Origin of the sequence: Demequina sp. NBRC 110051 (assembly GCF_002090055.1) — a bacterium.
In the GTDB taxonomy this organism is placed as follows: Bacteria; Actinomycetota; Actinomycetes; order Actinomycetales; family Demequinaceae; genus Demequina.
Window position 1 is genome coordinate 114,141 of the sequence record NZ_BBRH01000014.1, and the last position, 15,774, is coordinate 129,914.

At 70.5% G+C, this 15,774-nt stretch carries 14 protein-coding genes; 3 read left to right on the plus strand and 11 right to left on the minus strand.

Annotation, left to right across the window (positions count from 1 at the left end; all coding sequences use genetic code 11):
• Position 1 precedes the first annotated feature (1 nt).
• The 8 genes from B7K20_RS08880 to B7K20_RS08915 form a co-directional block, all read right to left on the minus strand.
• Positions 2-1,462 carry an FAD-dependent oxidoreductase gene (locus B7K20_RS08880; protein ID WP_084102165.1) on the minus strand — a complete coding sequence of 487 codons (1,461 nt, stop codon included), beginning with the start codon at positions 1,460-1,462 and terminating at the stop codon, positions 2-4.
• A complete protein-coding gene (locus B7K20_RS08885; RefSeq protein WP_084102166.1) occupies positions 1,459-3,633 on the minus strand; it encodes a molybdopterin-dependent oxidoreductase in 2,175 nt (724 codons plus the stop codon). The genes B7K20_RS08880 and B7K20_RS08885 overlap by 4 nt, the downstream gene beginning before the upstream one ends.
• Positions 3,634-3,635: 2 nt before the next feature.
• A complete protein-coding gene (locus tag B7K20_RS08890) occupies positions 3,636-5,045 on the minus strand; it encodes an MFS transporter (RefSeq protein ID WP_084102167.1) in 1,410 nt (469 codons plus the stop codon).
• Positions 5,046-5,459: 414 nt separating this feature from the next.
• Positions 5,460-6,758 (minus strand): glutamate-1-semialdehyde 2,1-aminomutase, encoded by a 1,299-nt coding sequence (hemL, locus tag B7K20_RS08895; protein ID WP_084102168.1) that lies wholly within the window; start codon positions 6,756-6,758, stop codon positions 5,460-5,462.
• Positions 6,755-7,690 carry a porphobilinogen synthase gene (gene hemB, locus B7K20_RS08900; protein ID WP_084102213.1) on the minus strand — a complete coding sequence of 312 codons (936 nt, stop codon included), beginning with the start codon at positions 7,688-7,690 and terminating at the stop codon, positions 6,755-6,757. Before hemB ends, hemL begins: the two co-directional genes overlap by 4 nt.
• Positions 7,691-7,731: 41 nt before the next feature.
• Positions 7,732-8,562, minus strand: a complete 831-nt coding sequence (locus B7K20_RS08905) for a uroporphyrinogen-III synthase (RefSeq protein WP_084102169.1) — start codon at positions 8,560-8,562, stop codon at positions 7,732-7,734.
• Positions 8,559-9,479, minus strand: coding sequence for a hydroxymethylbilane synthase (gene hemC / locus B7K20_RS08910; RefSeq protein WP_084102170.1), 921 nt, complete (start codon positions 9,477-9,479; stop codon positions 8,559-8,561). The genes B7K20_RS08905 and hemC overlap by 4 nt, the downstream gene beginning before the upstream one ends.
• A 64-nt stretch (positions 9,480-9,543) precedes the next feature.
• A complete protein-coding gene (locus tag B7K20_RS08915) occupies positions 9,544-10,221 on the minus strand; it encodes a copper resistance CopC family protein (protein ID WP_159449373.1) in 678 nt (225 codons plus the stop codon).
• A gap of 116 nt (positions 10,222-10,337) precedes the next feature.
• On the opposite strand from B7K20_RS08915, the gene B7K20_RS08920 reads away from it, so the two are divergent.
• The 3 genes from B7K20_RS08920 to B7K20_RS08930 are packed head-to-tail and all read left to right on the plus strand — an operon-like array spanning position 10,338 to position 13,488.
• Positions 10,338-11,495, plus strand: a complete 1,158-nt coding sequence (locus tag B7K20_RS08920) for a glycosyltransferase family 1 protein (protein WP_084102172.1) — start codon at positions 10,338-10,340, stop codon at positions 11,493-11,495.
• Positions 11,492-12,637 carry a glycosyltransferase gene (locus B7K20_RS08925; RefSeq protein WP_200809057.1) on the plus strand — a complete coding sequence of 382 codons (1,146 nt, stop codon included), beginning with the start codon at positions 11,492-11,494 and terminating at the stop codon, positions 12,635-12,637. Before B7K20_RS08920 ends, B7K20_RS08925 begins: the two co-directional genes overlap by 4 nt.
• Positions 12,634-13,488 carry a GDSL-type esterase/lipase family protein gene (locus B7K20_RS08930; protein ID WP_084102174.1) on the plus strand — a complete coding sequence of 285 codons (855 nt, stop codon included), beginning with the start codon at positions 12,634-12,636 and terminating at the stop codon, positions 13,486-13,488. Before B7K20_RS08925 ends, B7K20_RS08930 begins: the two co-directional genes overlap by 4 nt.
• On the opposite strand, the gene B7K20_RS08935 is transcribed toward B7K20_RS08930, so the two are convergent.
• The 3 genes from B7K20_RS08935 to B7K20_RS08945 form a co-directional block, all read right to left on the minus strand.
• Complete coding sequence (locus tag B7K20_RS08935) at positions 13,485-14,072, minus strand: hypothetical protein (RefSeq protein WP_144018612.1); 588 nt, start codon at positions 14,070-14,072, stop codon at positions 13,485-13,487. The genes B7K20_RS08930 and B7K20_RS08935 overlap by 4 nt on opposite strands.
• A 308-nt stretch (positions 14,073-14,380) precedes the next feature.
• Positions 14,381-14,962 carry a DoxX family protein gene (locus tag B7K20_RS08940; protein WP_084102175.1) on the minus strand — a complete coding sequence of 194 codons (582 nt, stop codon included), beginning with the start codon at positions 14,960-14,962 and terminating at the stop codon, positions 14,381-14,383.
• A gap of 169 nt (positions 14,963-15,131) precedes the next feature.
• Complete coding sequence (locus tag B7K20_RS08945) at positions 15,132-15,740, minus strand: TetR/AcrR family transcriptional regulator (RefSeq protein WP_200809058.1); 609 nt, start codon at positions 15,738-15,740, stop codon at positions 15,132-15,134.
• Between the last annotated feature and the right edge of the window lie 34 nt (positions 15,741-15,774).

Below are 15,774 nucleotides of genomic sequence, written 5' to 3' on the forward strand. Positions count from 1 at the left end.
CTCAACCCGCGAGCGCGGGAACCTTGTCGTGTGCGGCGGCCTCGATGAGCCGGGTGACGTTGGCGCGGCAGTCGCCGCAGCCGGTGGATGCGCGGGTCGCCTTGGCGACGTCCTCGACGGAGTCGCAGCCGTCGGCGATGGCGGCGCAAATACGCCCCTTGGTGACGGTGTTGCATTGGCAGACGGTGTCGGCGTCGTCCATGTCCTCGACGCTCGCCGCGGCCGCGGGACCGGCGCCCGCGAGGGGGCGGATGATGAGGTGCGCCGGGTCGGCGGGGACGGGGATCATGCGCGTGTACATCGCGGACAGCTGCGCGGCGCAGTCCTTGTCCCCCACCACGGTCGCGCCCACGAGCAGGCCGTGCGAGACGACGACCTCGACAAACCGGCCGATGCTCGGGTCGGCCAGCCGCACCGCGCGCAGCTCGCGTTCGCCGTGCTCGAACTTTCCCGACAGGCCCATGGTGACGACGTCGAGGCCCGATGCCTTGACGCGCACGATGCTCGTGGGGTCGTCGTGGGCGGGCCGCGCGACCGGCACCGACGCGCCGGTCCAGGCGTCGACCAGGCGCGTGGCCTGATCCCAGCCCTGCGCGACGAGCCCGGTGCCGCCCTCGGGCGGCTGAGCGCAGTCGCCGATGGCGAAGACCGCGGGGTCTGTGGGGCTCGCGAGGTCGCTTCCCACCACGATGCCGCGCTCGCAGGCGAGGCCCGCGCGCCGCGCGAGCGTGGCCTCGGGAATGGTGCCCGCGCACATCACGAGCAGGTCGGTCAGCACCTCGGTGCCGTCCGTCAGGCGCACCGCGCTGAGCTGCCCGCGTCGGTCGATGGCCTGTGCCACGGAGGAACCGGTCACTACCCGCACTCCCAGGCGGCTGAGCGACCCGGTGGCGATCTGCGCGGCCGCGTCTCCCAGTTGGCGCTCCATGACGCGGTCCGAGTGGTGCACGAGTGTGACGGTGAGGCCGCGCGCCGCGAGACCCGTGGCGACCTCGAGGCCCAGCACGCCGGCGCCGAGCACCACCGCGCGACGGGACTTCGGCAGCCGCGCGAGGATGCCCTCGGCATCGGCCAGGTCCTTCAGCACGCTCACGCCGGGCACCAGGCCGCGGTCGGTGGCGATGCCGAGTATGTCCGGGATGCGGGCGGCCGATCCCGTGGCGAACACCAGCCGGTCGTAGGCATGCACGTCGCCGCGCGAGTCGGTGACGGTGCGGGCGGCCCTGTCGACGTCGACCGCATGGATGCCGTCGAGGACCCGGGCACGCTCGCTGTCGACGGCGCTCATGGCCAGCATCGCGGGGTCGGACTTGCCGGCGACCACCGAGGACAGCAGCACGCGGTTGTACGGGCCGTGAGGTTCGCGACCCAGCACCGTTACATACGCGTCCTGGTCGCGGGCGATGAGGTCCTCGACCAAGCGCGATCCGACCATGCCGTGGCCGATGACGACGATTCTCATGCGAGCGCTCCTTCCGTCACGCGCGCGGGTGCGATGGCGACCGCGGTGACCTTGAACTCGGGCATCCCACTGATGGGGTCGGTGACGTCGTTGGTGAGGCGGTTGGCGCTTCCCTGGCCCGCCCAGTGGAAGGGCATGAACACCGTGTCGGGACGCGTGGCCTCGGTGATCCGCACCGTCGCGAGGCCCTCGCCGCGTGCGGTCGTCAGGTTGGCCAGGCCGCCCTCGGTCAGGCCCAGGCGGTCGGCGAGCAGCGGGTGCACCTCGACGAACGGCTCGGGCTGCGCCGCGTTCAGCTCTGCGACGCGGCGGGTCTGCGCACCGGACTGGTAGTGCTGCAGCACGCGACCGGTGATGAGATACAGCGGCGCGTCGCCGCGCACGTCGTCGTCGGGCGCATGGTGGTCGACGGCGATGAGGCGCGCCTTCCCGTCCGGCGTCGGGAAGGCGTCGAGGAACACCCGCGGCGTTCCCTCATGCCCCTCACCCCGCACCGGCCAGTACAGCGCCTCGCCGCGGTCGAGTCGCTCGTAGGTGACGCCCGAGTAGTCGGCCTTGCCTCCGGCGGATGCCGCGGCGAGCTCCGTAAACACCGTCGCCGCGTCCGTGGGGAAGCCGCGGTCGACACCCAGGCGGGCCGCGAGCCGATTGAGGATCCACAGCTCCGATCGCGCGTTGCCGGGGGCTTCGACGGCCTGGCGTCGGCGGATGATGCGACCCTCGAGGTTGGTCATGGTGCCCTCCTCCTCCGCCCACTGGGTGACGGGGAGGATGACGTCCGCGAGCAGCGCGGTCTCGGACGGCACCAGGTCGGCCACCACTAGGAGGTCGAGACGGCCGAGGGCCTCGCGGACCTTGTCCGCGTTTGGTGCGGACACGACGACATTGCTGCCGTGCACGAGGAGGGCCTTGGGGCCGTCGGCCGTGCCCAAGGAGTCGAGCAGCCGGATGGCCGGGACGCCCGGGCCGGGCAGCGAGCCGGGGTCCACGCCCCACACGCCGGCGACATGTTCCCGCGCGGCGGGATCGGTAATCATCCGGTAGCCGGGCAGCTGGTCGGACTTCTGGCCGTGCTCCCGGCCGCCCTGGCCATTGCCCTGACCCGTGACGGGACCGAAACCCGAGCCCTCGCGGCCGATCAGCCCCAGCAGGAGTGCCAGGTTGATCGCGGCGGTGACTCCGGCGGTGCCCTGGCTCATCTGCTCGAGACCTCGACCGGTGAGGACGTAGGCACCGCGCCCGCCGCGCGACGGCGAGGCGGCGGCGAGCAGACGCGCGGTGCGGCGCAGCTCGTCGGCGGGGATACCGCACACCTGCTCGGCACGCTCGGGCCACCAGCCTGCGACGGAGCGGCGCACGTCATCCAGTCCTGTGGTGCGCTGGGCGAGGTAGTCAGCGTCCGCCAGACCCTCGGCGAGCACCACGTGGGCGAGTGCGAGCAGCACCACTAGGTCCGTGCCGGGCACGGGTGCGAGGTGAATGCCCTTGGCCTCGTGGGTCAGCTTCGCCGTGACCGTCTCGCGCGGGTCGACGACCACGAGGCCGCCGCGCTCGCGCGCACCGGCGAGGTGCTGCACGAAGGGAGGCATGGTGACGCCCATGTTGGAGCCCACGACGAGCACCGCATCGGCCCCGCCCAGGTCCGACAGCGGGAAGCCGAGCCCGCGATCCATGCCGAGCGAGCGGTTGGAGGCCGCCGCGGCCGACGACATGCAGAACCGGCCGTTGTAGTCGATGTAGGGCGTACGCAGGACGGTCCGAGCGAACTTGCCCAGCGCGTACGCCTTCTCGTTGGTGAGGCCCCCGCCGCCGAAGATCGCTATGGCGTCGCGCCCATGCGCGGCCTGCAGCGACTCGATGCGACCGGCGACGAGGTCGAGTGCCTCGTCCCAGCCCGCCTCGCGGAAGCCGCCGTCGGCGGTGCGGATCATCGGGACCGTGATGCGGTCCTTGGCACGCAGGACCTCGGCCGAGGTCCAGCCCTTCTGGCACAGCCCGCCCCGGTTCGTGGGGAACTGGCGACCCGAGACCTCGACCGGAAGTGCGGCATCGGCCGCAGTCCTGGTGAGGGTCTGCGCGCACTGCAAGGCGCAGTACGGGCAGTGGGTCGCGACCGCGCCACCCGGGGCGCTGAGGGCCCCGGGCGACGTGGTGCCGTGCGATGCGGGCACGATTAGACCCCCTGCATCCTCGCGCCCTTGCGCAGGTAGAACACCCACGTGAGCGCGGCCATCAGGAGGAAGACGCCGATGTAGATCTGGAGCGCGGGGACGATCGAGCCCTCGAAGGCCTCACGCGACCACTTGTAGACGAAGGGGATGGCAAATCCACCGAAGGCTCCGATCGCGGAGATGATGCCGACCGCGCCCGCGCTTTGACGCTTGAAGTCGAGCGTGCGCTCCTCGCCGGGCTCGCCGTCGGCGTCGCGCAGGCGGTTGAAGATCGACGGGATCATCCGGTAGGTGGAGCCGTTGCCCAGGCCCGTGATGAGGAACAGCGCCATGAAGCTCACGAAGAACAGCGGTAGGTTCTCGCCCTGGACGCCCTGCACGGCGCTGAAGCCCGCGATAGCCATGAGCACGAACGCCGCGACGGTGATGATCGAGCCGCCGAACCGGTCCGCGAGCTTGCCGCCGTAGGGGCGCGCGAGCGAGCCGAGCAGCGCGCCGAGGAAGCCCCAGCCGAGAGCGATGTCGGGGCGTTCGAACACCACCGTGAGGAGCGTGGGGAACGCCGCCGAGTAGCCGATGAACGATCCGAACGTGCCGACGTACAGGAACGACATCAGCCACGTGTGGCCGTGACGCAGCGAGCGCACGGTGGGCTTCGGGTCGGCCTTCGCCTCGCGCAGGTTGTCCATGAAGACGAAGGCGAGCACCGCGGCGATCACGGCGAGCGGGAGGTACACCAAGCCGGCCATCGCGAGGCCGATGCCGCCGATGCCGATGACGATCGGCACCAGCTTCTGGGCGACCGCGACGCCGATGTTGCCGCCCGCAGCGTTGAGCCCGAGTGCCCAGCCCTTGGCCTTGTCCGGGTAGAAGAAGGTGATGTTGGACATCGAGGAGGCGAAGTTTCCGCCGCCGAAGCCCGCGGTCGCGGCGATCGCGACGAGCACGCCGAAGGACGTCTCGGGCCGGCCGACCACCCACGCGAGTCCGGCGGTGGGGATGATCAGGAGCAGCGCCGAGATCACCGTCCAGTTGCGACCGCCGAAGATCGGCACGGCGAAGGTGTAGGGGATGCGCAGGAAGGCGCCGACGCCCGAGGCGACCGCGAGGAGCGTGAGGCCCTGCTCGGCGGTGAGAGCCCAGCCGTTGGCGCCGGTGGCGACCAGGTTGCCCGCGTCGTCGAACGTGCCGTACATGCGCACCACGACGATGGACCACAGCATCCAGATGGAGAAGCCGATGTGCTCGGCGACGATAGAGAAGATGAGGTTGCGGAAGGCGATCGCCTTGCCCTTGGCCTCCCAGAAGACCTCGTCCTCCGGAGTCCAGCGCTCGATCCACCGGCCCTTACCGATGATTCCGGGCTCGACGGATGCGGATGCTGTCTGGTCCTGCCGGTCCTGAACAGTCATGACCCCTCCCCAGGGTTCCTTGTGATGTGAGAGTCCTCGCCATCGTTGGCTCTCGATCACCCCGCATCGGCGATCTTTCGGACACTCACCACAGTAGGAAGGGGATGTTTCACCGGCCCGCGGCCTGTGTGAAACATGGAGAAACTCTTCCTCACCTCACGGGAGGGGTCGGTGTGAAGTGAGGTCGCGGGGCCGGTCCCCGTCACCCGCGTCACCCGTCACCTCCGGCGTTGTCCGTCGCCCCGGCACCACCCGTTCCGAAGTGACGGTGATCTGGACGACACACCGCGTACGCGACTTCACGCTACGGCGTGTCGCATTCATCACCGTCACTTCGTGACACGAGCCGCACAACCCAGGGCACTCAGGACGTGCTCAGGCGCGGGAGAGAAGCCGCGCGGACGACGACGCGGTTTAGCGCGCGTGTGCCCAGGCAGCGGCCGCGGCCACGATCGCGTCGACGTCAGCCTCGGTGTGTTCGTTCGACAGGAACCACGTCTCGAAGGCGCTCGGCGGCAGGTAGACGCCGGCGTCGTGCATCGTGTGGAAGAACGATGCGAACGCCGCGGTGTCCTGCGCCGCCGCGTTCTCGAACGTCACCGGCGGCTCCGAGAGACCCAGGAAGAACGAGAACAACGTGCCCGCGCGGCCCACGGCGTGCTCGACGCCCGCGGCGTCGAATGCCCCGGATACCCCAGCGATGAGGCGGTCGCCCAGCGTGCTCAGGTGTGTGTACACGTCGTCGGTGAGCAGGCGCATGGTGACGAGGCCAGCCGCCACCGCGACCGGGTTACCCGACAGGGTACCCGCCTGGTACACCCGCCCGAGCGGAGCGAGCTGCTCCATCAGATCCGCGCGGCCACCGAGCGCAGCGACGGGCATGCCGCCGCCAATGACCTTGCCGAACGTGATGAGGTCGGGCTGCCAAGGCTCCAGGCCCGCGGCAAGGTCCGCGTCGCGCTCCACGCCCCAGTACCCGGCGGGGCCGGCGCGGAAGCCCGTGAGGACCTCGTCGACGATGAAGACGGCGCCCTCATTGCGGCACAGGGTCGCGATCAGGCGGTTGAAGCCTCGCGGCGGCGCGACGGTGCCCATATTGGCGGGAGCGGCCTCGGTGATGACGGCCGCGATGGACTGGCCGTGCTCGGCGAAGGCTGCGGTGAGCGCGTCCTCGTCGCCGTAGGGCAGCACCAAAGTGTCCACGGCGGCTCCCTTAGTGACGCCCGCGGAGTCCGGCACGCCGGCCGTGGCGAGGCCCGAGCCCGCTGCCACCAGCAGTGAGTCCGAGTGACCGTGGTAGCAGCCAGCGAACTTCACGATGACGTCGCGCCCGGTCGCGCCGCGCGCGAGTCGGATCGCGGTCATCGTCGCCTCGGTGCCGGTCGACACGAGGCGCACGCGCTCGGCGGGCGCGTAGCGGCCGCGGATCTCCTCGGCGAGCTCGACCTCGTGCTCCGTGGTGGCACCGAACGACAGCCCGCGCGCGGCGGCCTCCTGGACCGCCTGCACCACGGTCGGGTGGGCGTGACCCAGGATGGCGGGGCCCCAGGAGCCGACCAGGTCGATGTACTCCCGGCCGTCCGCGTCGGTGACGCGAGCGCCGCGAGCCGAGGCGATCGGCACCGGCTCTCCCCCGACGCCATTCCAGGCGCGCACGGGCGAGTTCACGCCGCCGGGCAGGATGGCCGCGGCGCGGTCGGATCGGATACTCACATGTCCTCCTTGAGCCACGCGGCGACCTCGAGGGCCGCATAGGTCAGCACAATGTCTGCTCCCGCACGCACGATCGAGGTCACGGCCTCGAGGTGGGCGGCGCGCCGGTCGATCCAGCCGCGCTCGGCGGCCGCCTCGATCTGCGCGTACTCCCCCGACACGTGATAGGCGGCCACAGGGACGGCCGATGCCGCGGCGACGTCCGCGAGCACGTCCAGGTACGGCAGGGCTGGCTTGACCATGACAACGTCGGCGCCCTCGGCCTCGTCGAGCGTGGACTCCACGAGCCCCTCGCGACGGTTGGCGGGGTCCATTTGGTAGGCCTTGCGGTCGCCGACGAGCTCGGACTCGACCGCCTCGCGGAACGGGCCGTAGGCGGCGGAGGCGTACTTGGCGCTGTACGCGAGGATGCTGACCGAGGTGAAGCCCTCGGCGTCCAAGGCCGCCCGGATGACCGCGGTCTGGCCGTCCATCATCCCGCTGGGCGCCACGACGTCGGCCCCCGCGCGCGCCTGGGCGACGGCCATCGCGGCATAAATCTCGTTCGTGGCGTCGTTGTCGACGGTGCCGTCGGCGGCCAGGACGCCGCAGTGGCCGTGGTCCGTGAACTCGTCGAGGCACAGGTCCGCCATCACGACCAGGCGACCCCGAGAGGCCTTGGCCGCGCGCTCAATCGCGAGGTTGAGGATGCCGTCCGCCGCGCACGCGGCGGTCCCGGTCGCGTCGCGCACCTCGGGGATCGCGAACAGCATCACACCGCCGACGCCGGCCTCGGCGGCAGCGTCGATGACCGCGGGCAGCGCCTCAAGCGAGTGCTGCTGCACGCCCGGCAGCGACTCGATGTCGCGCGAGCCCTCGAGTCCCTCGCGCACGAACAGCGGCAGCACCAGCTGCGCGGGGTGCACGCGAGTCTCGCGTACCAGGCGGCGCATCGCCGGCGTGGTGCGCAGGCGCCGAGGGCGACGCGTGAGGCTCACTGGTGTGCCTCCTCGGTGACCTCGTTACCCGGCTCAGCCACGGCATCGGCCGTCTCAGAAGGCCCGGAAAGGGCTTCGGTGAGACCGGTGAGGATGCCGTCATAGGACGGCGCCTGGGAGGTGGCGGCGATCGTGAGGCCCGCACCGCGCGCGGCGGCGGCGGTCATGTCGCCGATCGCGATCAGCATGACGTCGGGCGAGATGTCTGGCACGGTCGCCGCGAGACGCTCGGCCACCGAGCCAGAGGTGAGCAGGACGGCGTCGATGGTGCCGTCGGCGAGCATGTGGCGCACGTCGGGGTCGGGGCCGTCGCCGTCGACCGTGCGGTACGCCTCGACGACGTCGACGGTCCAGCCCTTGCGGGCCAGGCCGCGCTCAAGCACGGGCGACGCGAGATTACCCAGGGGCGCGAGAACCTTGCCCGTGCCCTCGGGGAACTCGGCGACCATGCCGCGCGCGTTCTGCTTGTCGGTGGGGACCAGGGTAATCTCGAGGCCGAGGTCGGCGCACACCGAGCGCGTCGCCTCGCCCACGGTCGTCACCTTGGCCTCGGGCTGGGCATTGCCGAGCGACGTGCCGCGCCTGCGCGCGATGCGATCCATCGCGAGGACCGCGTTGCGGCTCGTGACGGCCATCCAGTCGTAGTCGCCCGCGCACCACGCCAACACAGCCTCCTCGAGCCGCTCAGGCTCGGACGACTCGGCGATCGCGATGAACTCGACCTCCTCGACGATGGCGCCGGCGGTGGCCAGGCGCTGCGCGAGGTGGCGGCGCTCGGCGGTCACGGGAACCAGCAGGCGCTTGCCCTCCAGAATCGACAGGTTCACTTGGTGCCTCCCATCAGGCGCGCGGCGCCACGGCCGAGCAGGGTGTGTCCGGTGGAGCGTCCCAGCGCGGCGGCCTGTGCCACCGGGCCGGACGCGGTCTCGTTGAGGACGAGTGTGCCCGCGGTGTTCACGACGCGGGCGTGCAGGGTCAGGCGGGGTCCGTCGACGGTCGCGTAGGCCGCGACGGGGGCCGCACAGCCCGCCTCGAGCACCTGGAGCACGGTGCGCTCCGCGGTGACGGCGGCACGCGTGGCGGGGTCGTCGAGCGAGCGCACAATGTCCGCCCACGCGGGATCGGCGTCGGGCTTGATCTCGATGCTGAGCGCGCCCTGGCCGGGAGCCGGGACCATGGAGTCCTCCGCGAAGAACTCGGTGACGTCATCGCTGCGACCGAGCCGCGCTAGCCCGGCTGCGGCGAGCACCACGGCGTCGAACCCGTCGTGAAGCTTGCCCAGTCGGGTATCGACGTTGCCGCGGATGCCCTCGACGGTGAGATCGGGACGCAGCGCGAGCACCTGAGCGGCGCGGCGCGGCGAGCCGGTCCCCACGCGGGCGCCTGCGGGAAGGTCGGCGAGCGCCTCGCCGCGCGTGCACAGGGCGTCGCGCACGTCCTCGCGGGGCGGGACGGCAGCGAGCTCGATGTCCTCTGGTTGCACCACGGGGATGTCCTTGAGCGAATGCACCAGCAGGTCGCATTCGTCCGCGAGCAGTGCGTCACGCAGGGCATTCACGAACACGCCGGTCTGGCTCAGCCCCACCAGCGACGCGCGGTTCACGTCGCCCTCGGTCGTGATGTGGACGAGCTCGACCTCGACGTCAACGCCGCGTGCGGCGGCCGCGGCTTCAATGTCGCGCGCCACCATGCCCGACTGGGTCGTGGCGAGCTGGGAGGCCCGCGTCCCAAGGCGAAGCTTCATGGGTTCAACTCTTTCACAGGTTCGTGGGGCCGATGCCGGCCGTGGGTTCCGTGGCTGCGTGCGGCTACGCGGTAGGCCGGCGCCGCGTCACCATCGCGAGCGCGGTAGCGGCGCCGCCGATGACGACCGCCCCCACCACCCACCACAGCCATGCGGGGTTGTCGGACTCGGCGTCGCCCGTGGCGCTCGGCGAGGGCGACGGGGAGGCCGATGCCGACGGCGCCTCGGAGGCGGACTCCGTGGGCGAGTCCGTCGGGGACGGCACCGGTGCAGCGCTGGCTGCATCCGAGGGCTCGGCAGACGGGCTCGGGCTCGTGGTCCCTGCGTCTGTCGCGCCGTCCGGCGCGCCCTCGGTGGCCCCGTCGGGCACAAACGTGAAGTCGATGACACCCTCGATGGGGTGGCCGTCCTCGGCGACCACGCGCCACACGAGCTGCGCGTCGCCCGGCGCCAGGCCCGTTTCCACCGCCGCCGCGACCGTGTCCTCGGCCGGGAACGTGGGCTCGAGGGCAGTCGTGGTGCCCTCGGCGTCCACCAGGCTGAGCTCCGTGCCGATGTCGAGCAGGGTGCTCGTGAACTGCAGCGACACCTCGTCGAGAGTCGCCACGCTGTCGCCCTCTGCCGGCGTCGAGGACCGCAGATCCGTGTGCGCGTAGGCGGCCGTCGCGGGGACGAGCGCCGTGATGAGCGCCACCAGTGCGGCGAGGGCAACAACAACGGACGGACGTGCGGTGGCGGGCATGGTCGCCATTGTCCCACGCGCACTCGCCGCCCCTTCACGGTCCAGACACCCAAGATTCACCCGTGTTTTGCCTGGACTTCGCCCGGTCGGTGCCCCGCCGTGGCCACCATGGACACGTGAGAGTCGCGCTGGTCGCCGAGTCGTTCCTGCCGCACGCGAATGGGGTCACCCACTCGCTGATGCGGGTCATCGAGCACCTCACCCAGCAAGGTCACGAGGCGATCGTCATCACGCCCGATCCTCGCGGGGGCCACGGCCCGGTGCGCTACGGCGTCGCGCCCGTGGTGCGGCTGCCCTCCGTCGGATGGCCCGGCTATCCCGAGGTGCGGGTGTCGGTGGCGACGGTGGGGAGGGTGACACGCATCCTCGAGGACTTCACCCCGGACGTGGTCCACCTCGCCTCTCCCCTCATGCTGGGCTGGACCGCCGTCCGCGCGGCCGCCGCCCTGAACCTGCCGACCGTCGCGATCTATCAGACAGAGGTGCCCAGCTACGCCGCCCGCTACCACGCACCATGGGGCGAACAGCTGCTGTGGAACAGGGTGCGCGACCTGCATTCGCTGGCCGACGTCACGCTGGTGCCATCGACCCACGCGCATGACCAACTCGCCCACCACGGCGTCCCCCGTCTTAGCCGCTGGGGTCGCGGCGTCGATACCCGCCGCTTCGATCCGCGACGGCGCGACCACGATCTGCGGGCCCGGTGGGCTCCCGCTGGCGAGGCGATCGTGGGTTATGTGGGCAGGCTCGCGCCGGAAAAGCGCGTGGAGCACCTCGCGCTGCTCGCCCGGCTGCGCGGCGCACGCCTGGTGATCGTGGGCGACGGACCCAGCCGCGGCGAACTCGAGCAGGCACTTCCCGACGCAGTCTTCACAGGCTTCCTGGGCGGCGACGCGCTCGCCACCGCGATGGCCTCCTTCGACACGTTCGTGCACTGCGGCGACCTCGAGACCTTCTGCCAGACCATCCAAGAGGCGCACGCCTCGGGCGTGCCTGTGGTCGCGCCCCGCCGCGGCGGCCCCGTCGATTTGGTCGAGGAAGGCGTGACGGGCTACCTGTACGACCCCGATCGCCCCGAGGAGTTCTTTGCTCGCGTGCAGTCCGTGGTGGACGACGCCGAATGGCGCGACCGAGCGGGAGCCCACGCGCGCGACGCCGTCCGCGACAGGACATGGGACCGCATCTGCGATCAGCTCATGGGGTATTACGAGGAAGCCATCGACACCCGCCGCGGCGCGCCCGGGCACGGCATGGCTCTGGGGGCGAGCGCGTGAGGATCGCGCACGTCGCGAACTTCTATGGTCCGCGTTCGGGAGGCCTGCGCACCGCCATGCATGCGCTCGGCGCCGGCTTCCTCACACGCGGTCACGACGTCCTACTAGTGGTGCCCGGCGAGCGCGATGCGCGCGAGGACACCCCGCGAGGCACCCGGGTCACCATCGCCTCTCCCGTGGTGCCGCGCACGGGCGGCTACCGAGCCATCGTCCGTCCCGCGGCCGTGCGCGCCGCGCTGACCCGCTTCGTTCCCGATGTCATCGAGGTCTCCGACCGCACCACCCTCAGATGGGTGGGCCCGTGGGGCTCCGAGCGCTCGATACCCACGACTTTTTTCGCACATGAGCGGTCCGACGGCGTGCTGCGTGCCAACCTCTCGCCCTCGCTTGCGAGCGCGCGGTGGCTGCGCCGGGCAGTGGACGCCCACAATGCCGCCACGCACCGCAGCTTTGATGCCGTGGTGTGCACCACGGACTACGCCGCGGCGGAGTTCACCCGGCTGGGCCTCACGACGACGACCGTGCCGCTGGGCGTGGACCTGTCCCGTTTTCATCCGTCGCGCCGGGACCCGGCCATGCGCGCCCTCCTCGCTGCCGACGACGAGGCCCTGCTCGTGCTCGCCTCGCGCCTGTCGCCCGAGAAGCGCCCCGACCTCGCAATCGACGCCGTTCGCCACCTCACCGACGCAGGTGTGAGGGTGCGGCTCGTCAGTGCTGGCGCGGGAGTGCAGGAGGCCGCTTTGCACGTGCGCGCCGCCGGGCTTCCGGTGGACTTCCTGGGCTTTGTCGACAACACCGAACGCTTCGCGGCTCTCCTAGCGACGGCCGATGCCGTGGTCGCCCCGGGGCCCATCGAGACTTTTGGCTTGGCCGCCTTGGAGGCGCTCGCGTCCGGCACTGCGGTGGTCGCCCACGCCGAGTCGGCCCTGCCCGAGGTGATTGGCGGCGCCGGCATCGCTGCGCGCGGCACGCCCGGAGACATCGCCGCGGCCGTGCGAGCGGTGCTCGCGCGCGAGCCGGACGCACGACGTGCGGCGGCGCGGGCGCGCGCCGAGGAGTTTCCGTGGAGCCGCACGGTGGAACAGATGGAGGCACTGCACGAGGCCCAGCTCGCGGGGGTACGTGTTGCGGAGACGGCATGAGTGGCCCGCGGGTCGTCGCGATGGGCGATTCGATCACCCTGGGTGTGGGCGACGGTCTCGAGGAGGCTTGGGGACGGGTCGGCTGGGCGTCTCACGTCGCCCATGCGACGGGAGCCACGGCCTTTCTCAATCTCGCCGCGAACGGTGTACGGGCGCGGGACCTTGCGACCCAGCTGCCTGACGCGCTCGCGGCGCGCCCCGATGTGGTGCTGTGCACCGTGGGCGGCAACGACGCGCTGAGGGGGGACTTCAATGCGACCGAGGTCGAGCGCTACACGCGGGAGACGCTCACGGCCCTCACCCATGACGGACGTACGGTGATACTCGCCACCATCGACCGCATCGGCCTGTTCGATTTGCTCCCGCGCGCCATCGCCGACGTGATGGCCCGCCGCGCCCATGCGGTCAACAGCGCCCTCAGCGCCGCGGCCGCTCCCACCGGCGCAGTGGTGCTCGATGGCGCGGTGATCTTTGCCGCGGCTGGGTCGAGCGCCTGGCACATCGACCGCATTCACCCGTCACAGCGCGGCCACCGCGCACTCGCCGCCGCCGCTGTCGGGACGCTCGCGCCCCGGTGGCCTCAGCTCGCCGCCATCTCCCCCGCCGCCGCCACGCCGGCGCTGCACGCGCGGCTGTGGTGGCTCACGCGCCGCGGGATCCCCTGGGCCGCACGGCGCAGCCGCGACCTCTTGCCCCAAGTCGTAGGAGTCGTCGCGAGCGAGCTGCGAGCCACCCAGGCTCGGGTGGGCGACAAGCCCACCACGGCATCGGCCATCGCCAGTGAGGCACACACACCAACGGCGGGGCGACCCGAGGGTCGCCCCGCCGTCCGCGGGTCATCGTTGACCTAGATGAGCCAACGGTTCTTCTTCACGATGTCGAGGCGCTTCCACCACGATCCGAGGCCGATGGCCTGGTAGCGGACCTCGAGGAGGACGGCAGCCCACACGGCGACGATCATGATGATGTGGTCGTCCAGGAACGGGTTCGTCGACAGCGGGATCTGCGTGGTGTACATCATGAGCAGCATCGCGGAAGCGGAGATCGCGCCGATGCGGGTACCGATGCCGAGCATGAGCGCAAGACCCACACCCAGCAGTCCCAGCATGAAGGGGATATCCGTCCAGGCCTGGCCGCCGAGGTTCACGTAGAAGTCGTTGAACGGGCTCTGCGAGTTGCCGCCGTAGACCAGGTAGCCCTCGGTGATGCGCGAGCCGCTGATCCACGCGCTGTCGCAGAACGCGTCGATGGTGAACGAGCCGTCCTCGGCCGTGGTGCGGCACGTCGAGAAGCCCAGGCCGAAGGTCTTGTCGAGGAAGGCCCACAGGAAGTAGAAGCCGATCACGATGCGGGTGGTCGACAGAAGGACCCAACCGGCCTTCGAGCCGACCGGGCCGGCGACGGCGGTCTCGGCGGGGACTGTTGCAGTGGACATGGCGTGCTCTCCTTGTGCGCGTAATGGTCCGTAACTGGTGAGGCTTCCTTGTGGGATTTGCCTCACTGCAAACCTATCCGCGCCCAGGGTGCCCATCGCAACAAAATCCCAGGTTAAGTGCCGAATTGAAGGGTTTTCCATAACGCCGCGCCAGGGCGCGAAACCGGGACTTTGTTCTTAGTTTTTCGGGTATTTTTCGCCGGAAGCCGGGCCCTTCGAGGCGTTCGCGCTACGGGACTTTGGGCCCACCCACGACAACGGCGGGACGGCCCGAAGGCCGCCCCGCCGTTCGCGAATGAGGAGAAGCGCTAGACGAGCCAGCGCTGCTGCTGGACCACGTCGAGCCGCTTCCACCATTCGCCGAGCCCGATGGCCTGGTAGCGGACCTCGAGGAGGACGGCTGCGGTGATGGCGACGATCATGATGATGTGGTCGTCGACGAAGGGGTTGGTCGTGTTGCCGCCCTCGCCGGGCCACGAGTGCGAGATCCACATCATGGCCAGCATGAGGATCGCGGACACCATGCCCACGCGCGTGCCGATGCCCAGCATGAGGGCGAGGCCGATGCCGCACAGGCCAATCATGAACGGCCAGTCGGTCCAGGCCTGGGTCCCGAGATCGGCGAAGAAGTCGGCAAAGGGGCCCGAGGACGAACCCAGGTAGCCCTCGGTGATGCGCGCTCCGCTGAGCCACGCCCGGTCACACATGACCTCGACCGAACCGTCCTCCTGACGGCAGGTGGAGAACCCGAGCCCGAAGAGCTTGTCGATGAAGGCCCAGAAGAAGTAGAAGCCGATCACGATACGAGTGATCGACAGGAAGATCCAGCCGGTGCGGGATCCGACGGGGCCCGGCGCCGCGGCGTCGGTGGGGACGGGGGCTGTGGACATGGCGATCCCTCCTGATGCGCTTGCAGTCCTGAACGGCGAGGCATCCGAGGCGCCTCACTACTCAAAGTAGCGCTCACACGCCTCCGGCGCGCGGTGAAACCGCAGGTCTTTGCCGAGTTGTCACATGCGCCACAGTCGTTACGCCGCGGCGCTGTGCATGCGTCAACTCCTACAGGCCCTTCACCAGGGAGGCGAAGTGATCGTGCATCGCGTCACCCATCGACATCTCGGTCGAACCCAAGAGCCACTGCACCTGCAGTCCGTCCATCACCGCGACGGATCGCACCGCGGCCGATGCCGGCTCCACGCCGTCGCGCAGCCCGCCCTGAGCCGCGACGACCTCGAATGCCTCGGTGAGGCGTGCCACGAGCCCGCGGTACCGATCGATAAAGAAGTCATGGGCGGGGTGGTCGGGCGCCGTCGCCTCCGCCGACACGGCGGCGAACAGTTCCACCACACCGCGGTGCGACTCGTTGCGATATGCCGAGGCAATGAGGTTCTCGATGGCCAGCATGCCGTCCTCGCCGCGGACGGGATGTACCTCGCCGTCGACCTGGTCGCGCCGTTCCAGCACCGCCATCAAGAGGGCTTCCTTGGTCGGGAAGTGATAGAGCAGCCCGGGGTGGGACATGTTGGCACGCTGCGCGATGTCACGCAGCGAACTGCCGCGGTAGCCGACCTCGGCAAAGTGGTCGCGCGCGACATCGAGGAGATGCGCCTTGGTGGCCCGTCCGCGGGCGTACGTACGATCCTGACCGACGGTCGATTCCTGGCTCACGCGGCCTAACCTACCACACGGTAGAAATTGCGTT

Excerpts from the sequence above, each read along its gene's own strand:
- B7K20_RS08880 (WP_084102165.1), bottom strand. The coding sequence starts at position 1,462 with ATGAGAATCGTCGTCATCGGCCACGGCATGGTCGGATCGCGCTTGGTC.
- B7K20_RS08890 (WP_084102167.1), bottom strand. The coding sequence starts at position 5,045 with ATGACTGTTCAGGACCGGCAGGACCAGACAGCATCCGCATCCGTCGAG.
- hemB (WP_084102213.1), bottom strand. The coding sequence starts at position 7,690 with ATGCGCCGCCTGGTACGCGAGACTCGCGTGCACCCCGCGCAGCTGGTG.
- hemC (WP_084102170.1), bottom strand. The coding sequence starts at position 9,479 with ATGAAGCTTCGCCTTGGGACGCGGGCCTCCCAGCTCGCCACGACCCAG.
- B7K20_RS08915 (WP_159449373.1), bottom strand. The coding sequence starts at position 10,221 with ATGCCCGCCACCGCACGTCCGTCCGTTGTTGTTGCCCTCGCCGCACTG.
- B7K20_RS08930 (WP_084102174.1), top strand. The coding sequence starts at position 12,634 with ATGAGTGGCCCGCGGGTCGTCGCGATGGGCGATTCGATCACCCTGGGT.
- B7K20_RS08935 (WP_144018612.1), bottom strand. The coding sequence starts at position 14,072 with ATGTCCACTGCAACAGTCCCCGCCGAGACCGCCGTCGCCGGCCCGGTC.
- B7K20_RS08940 (WP_084102175.1), bottom strand. The coding sequence starts at position 14,962 with ATGTCCACAGCCCCCGTCCCCACCGACGCCGCGGCGCCGGGCCCCGTC.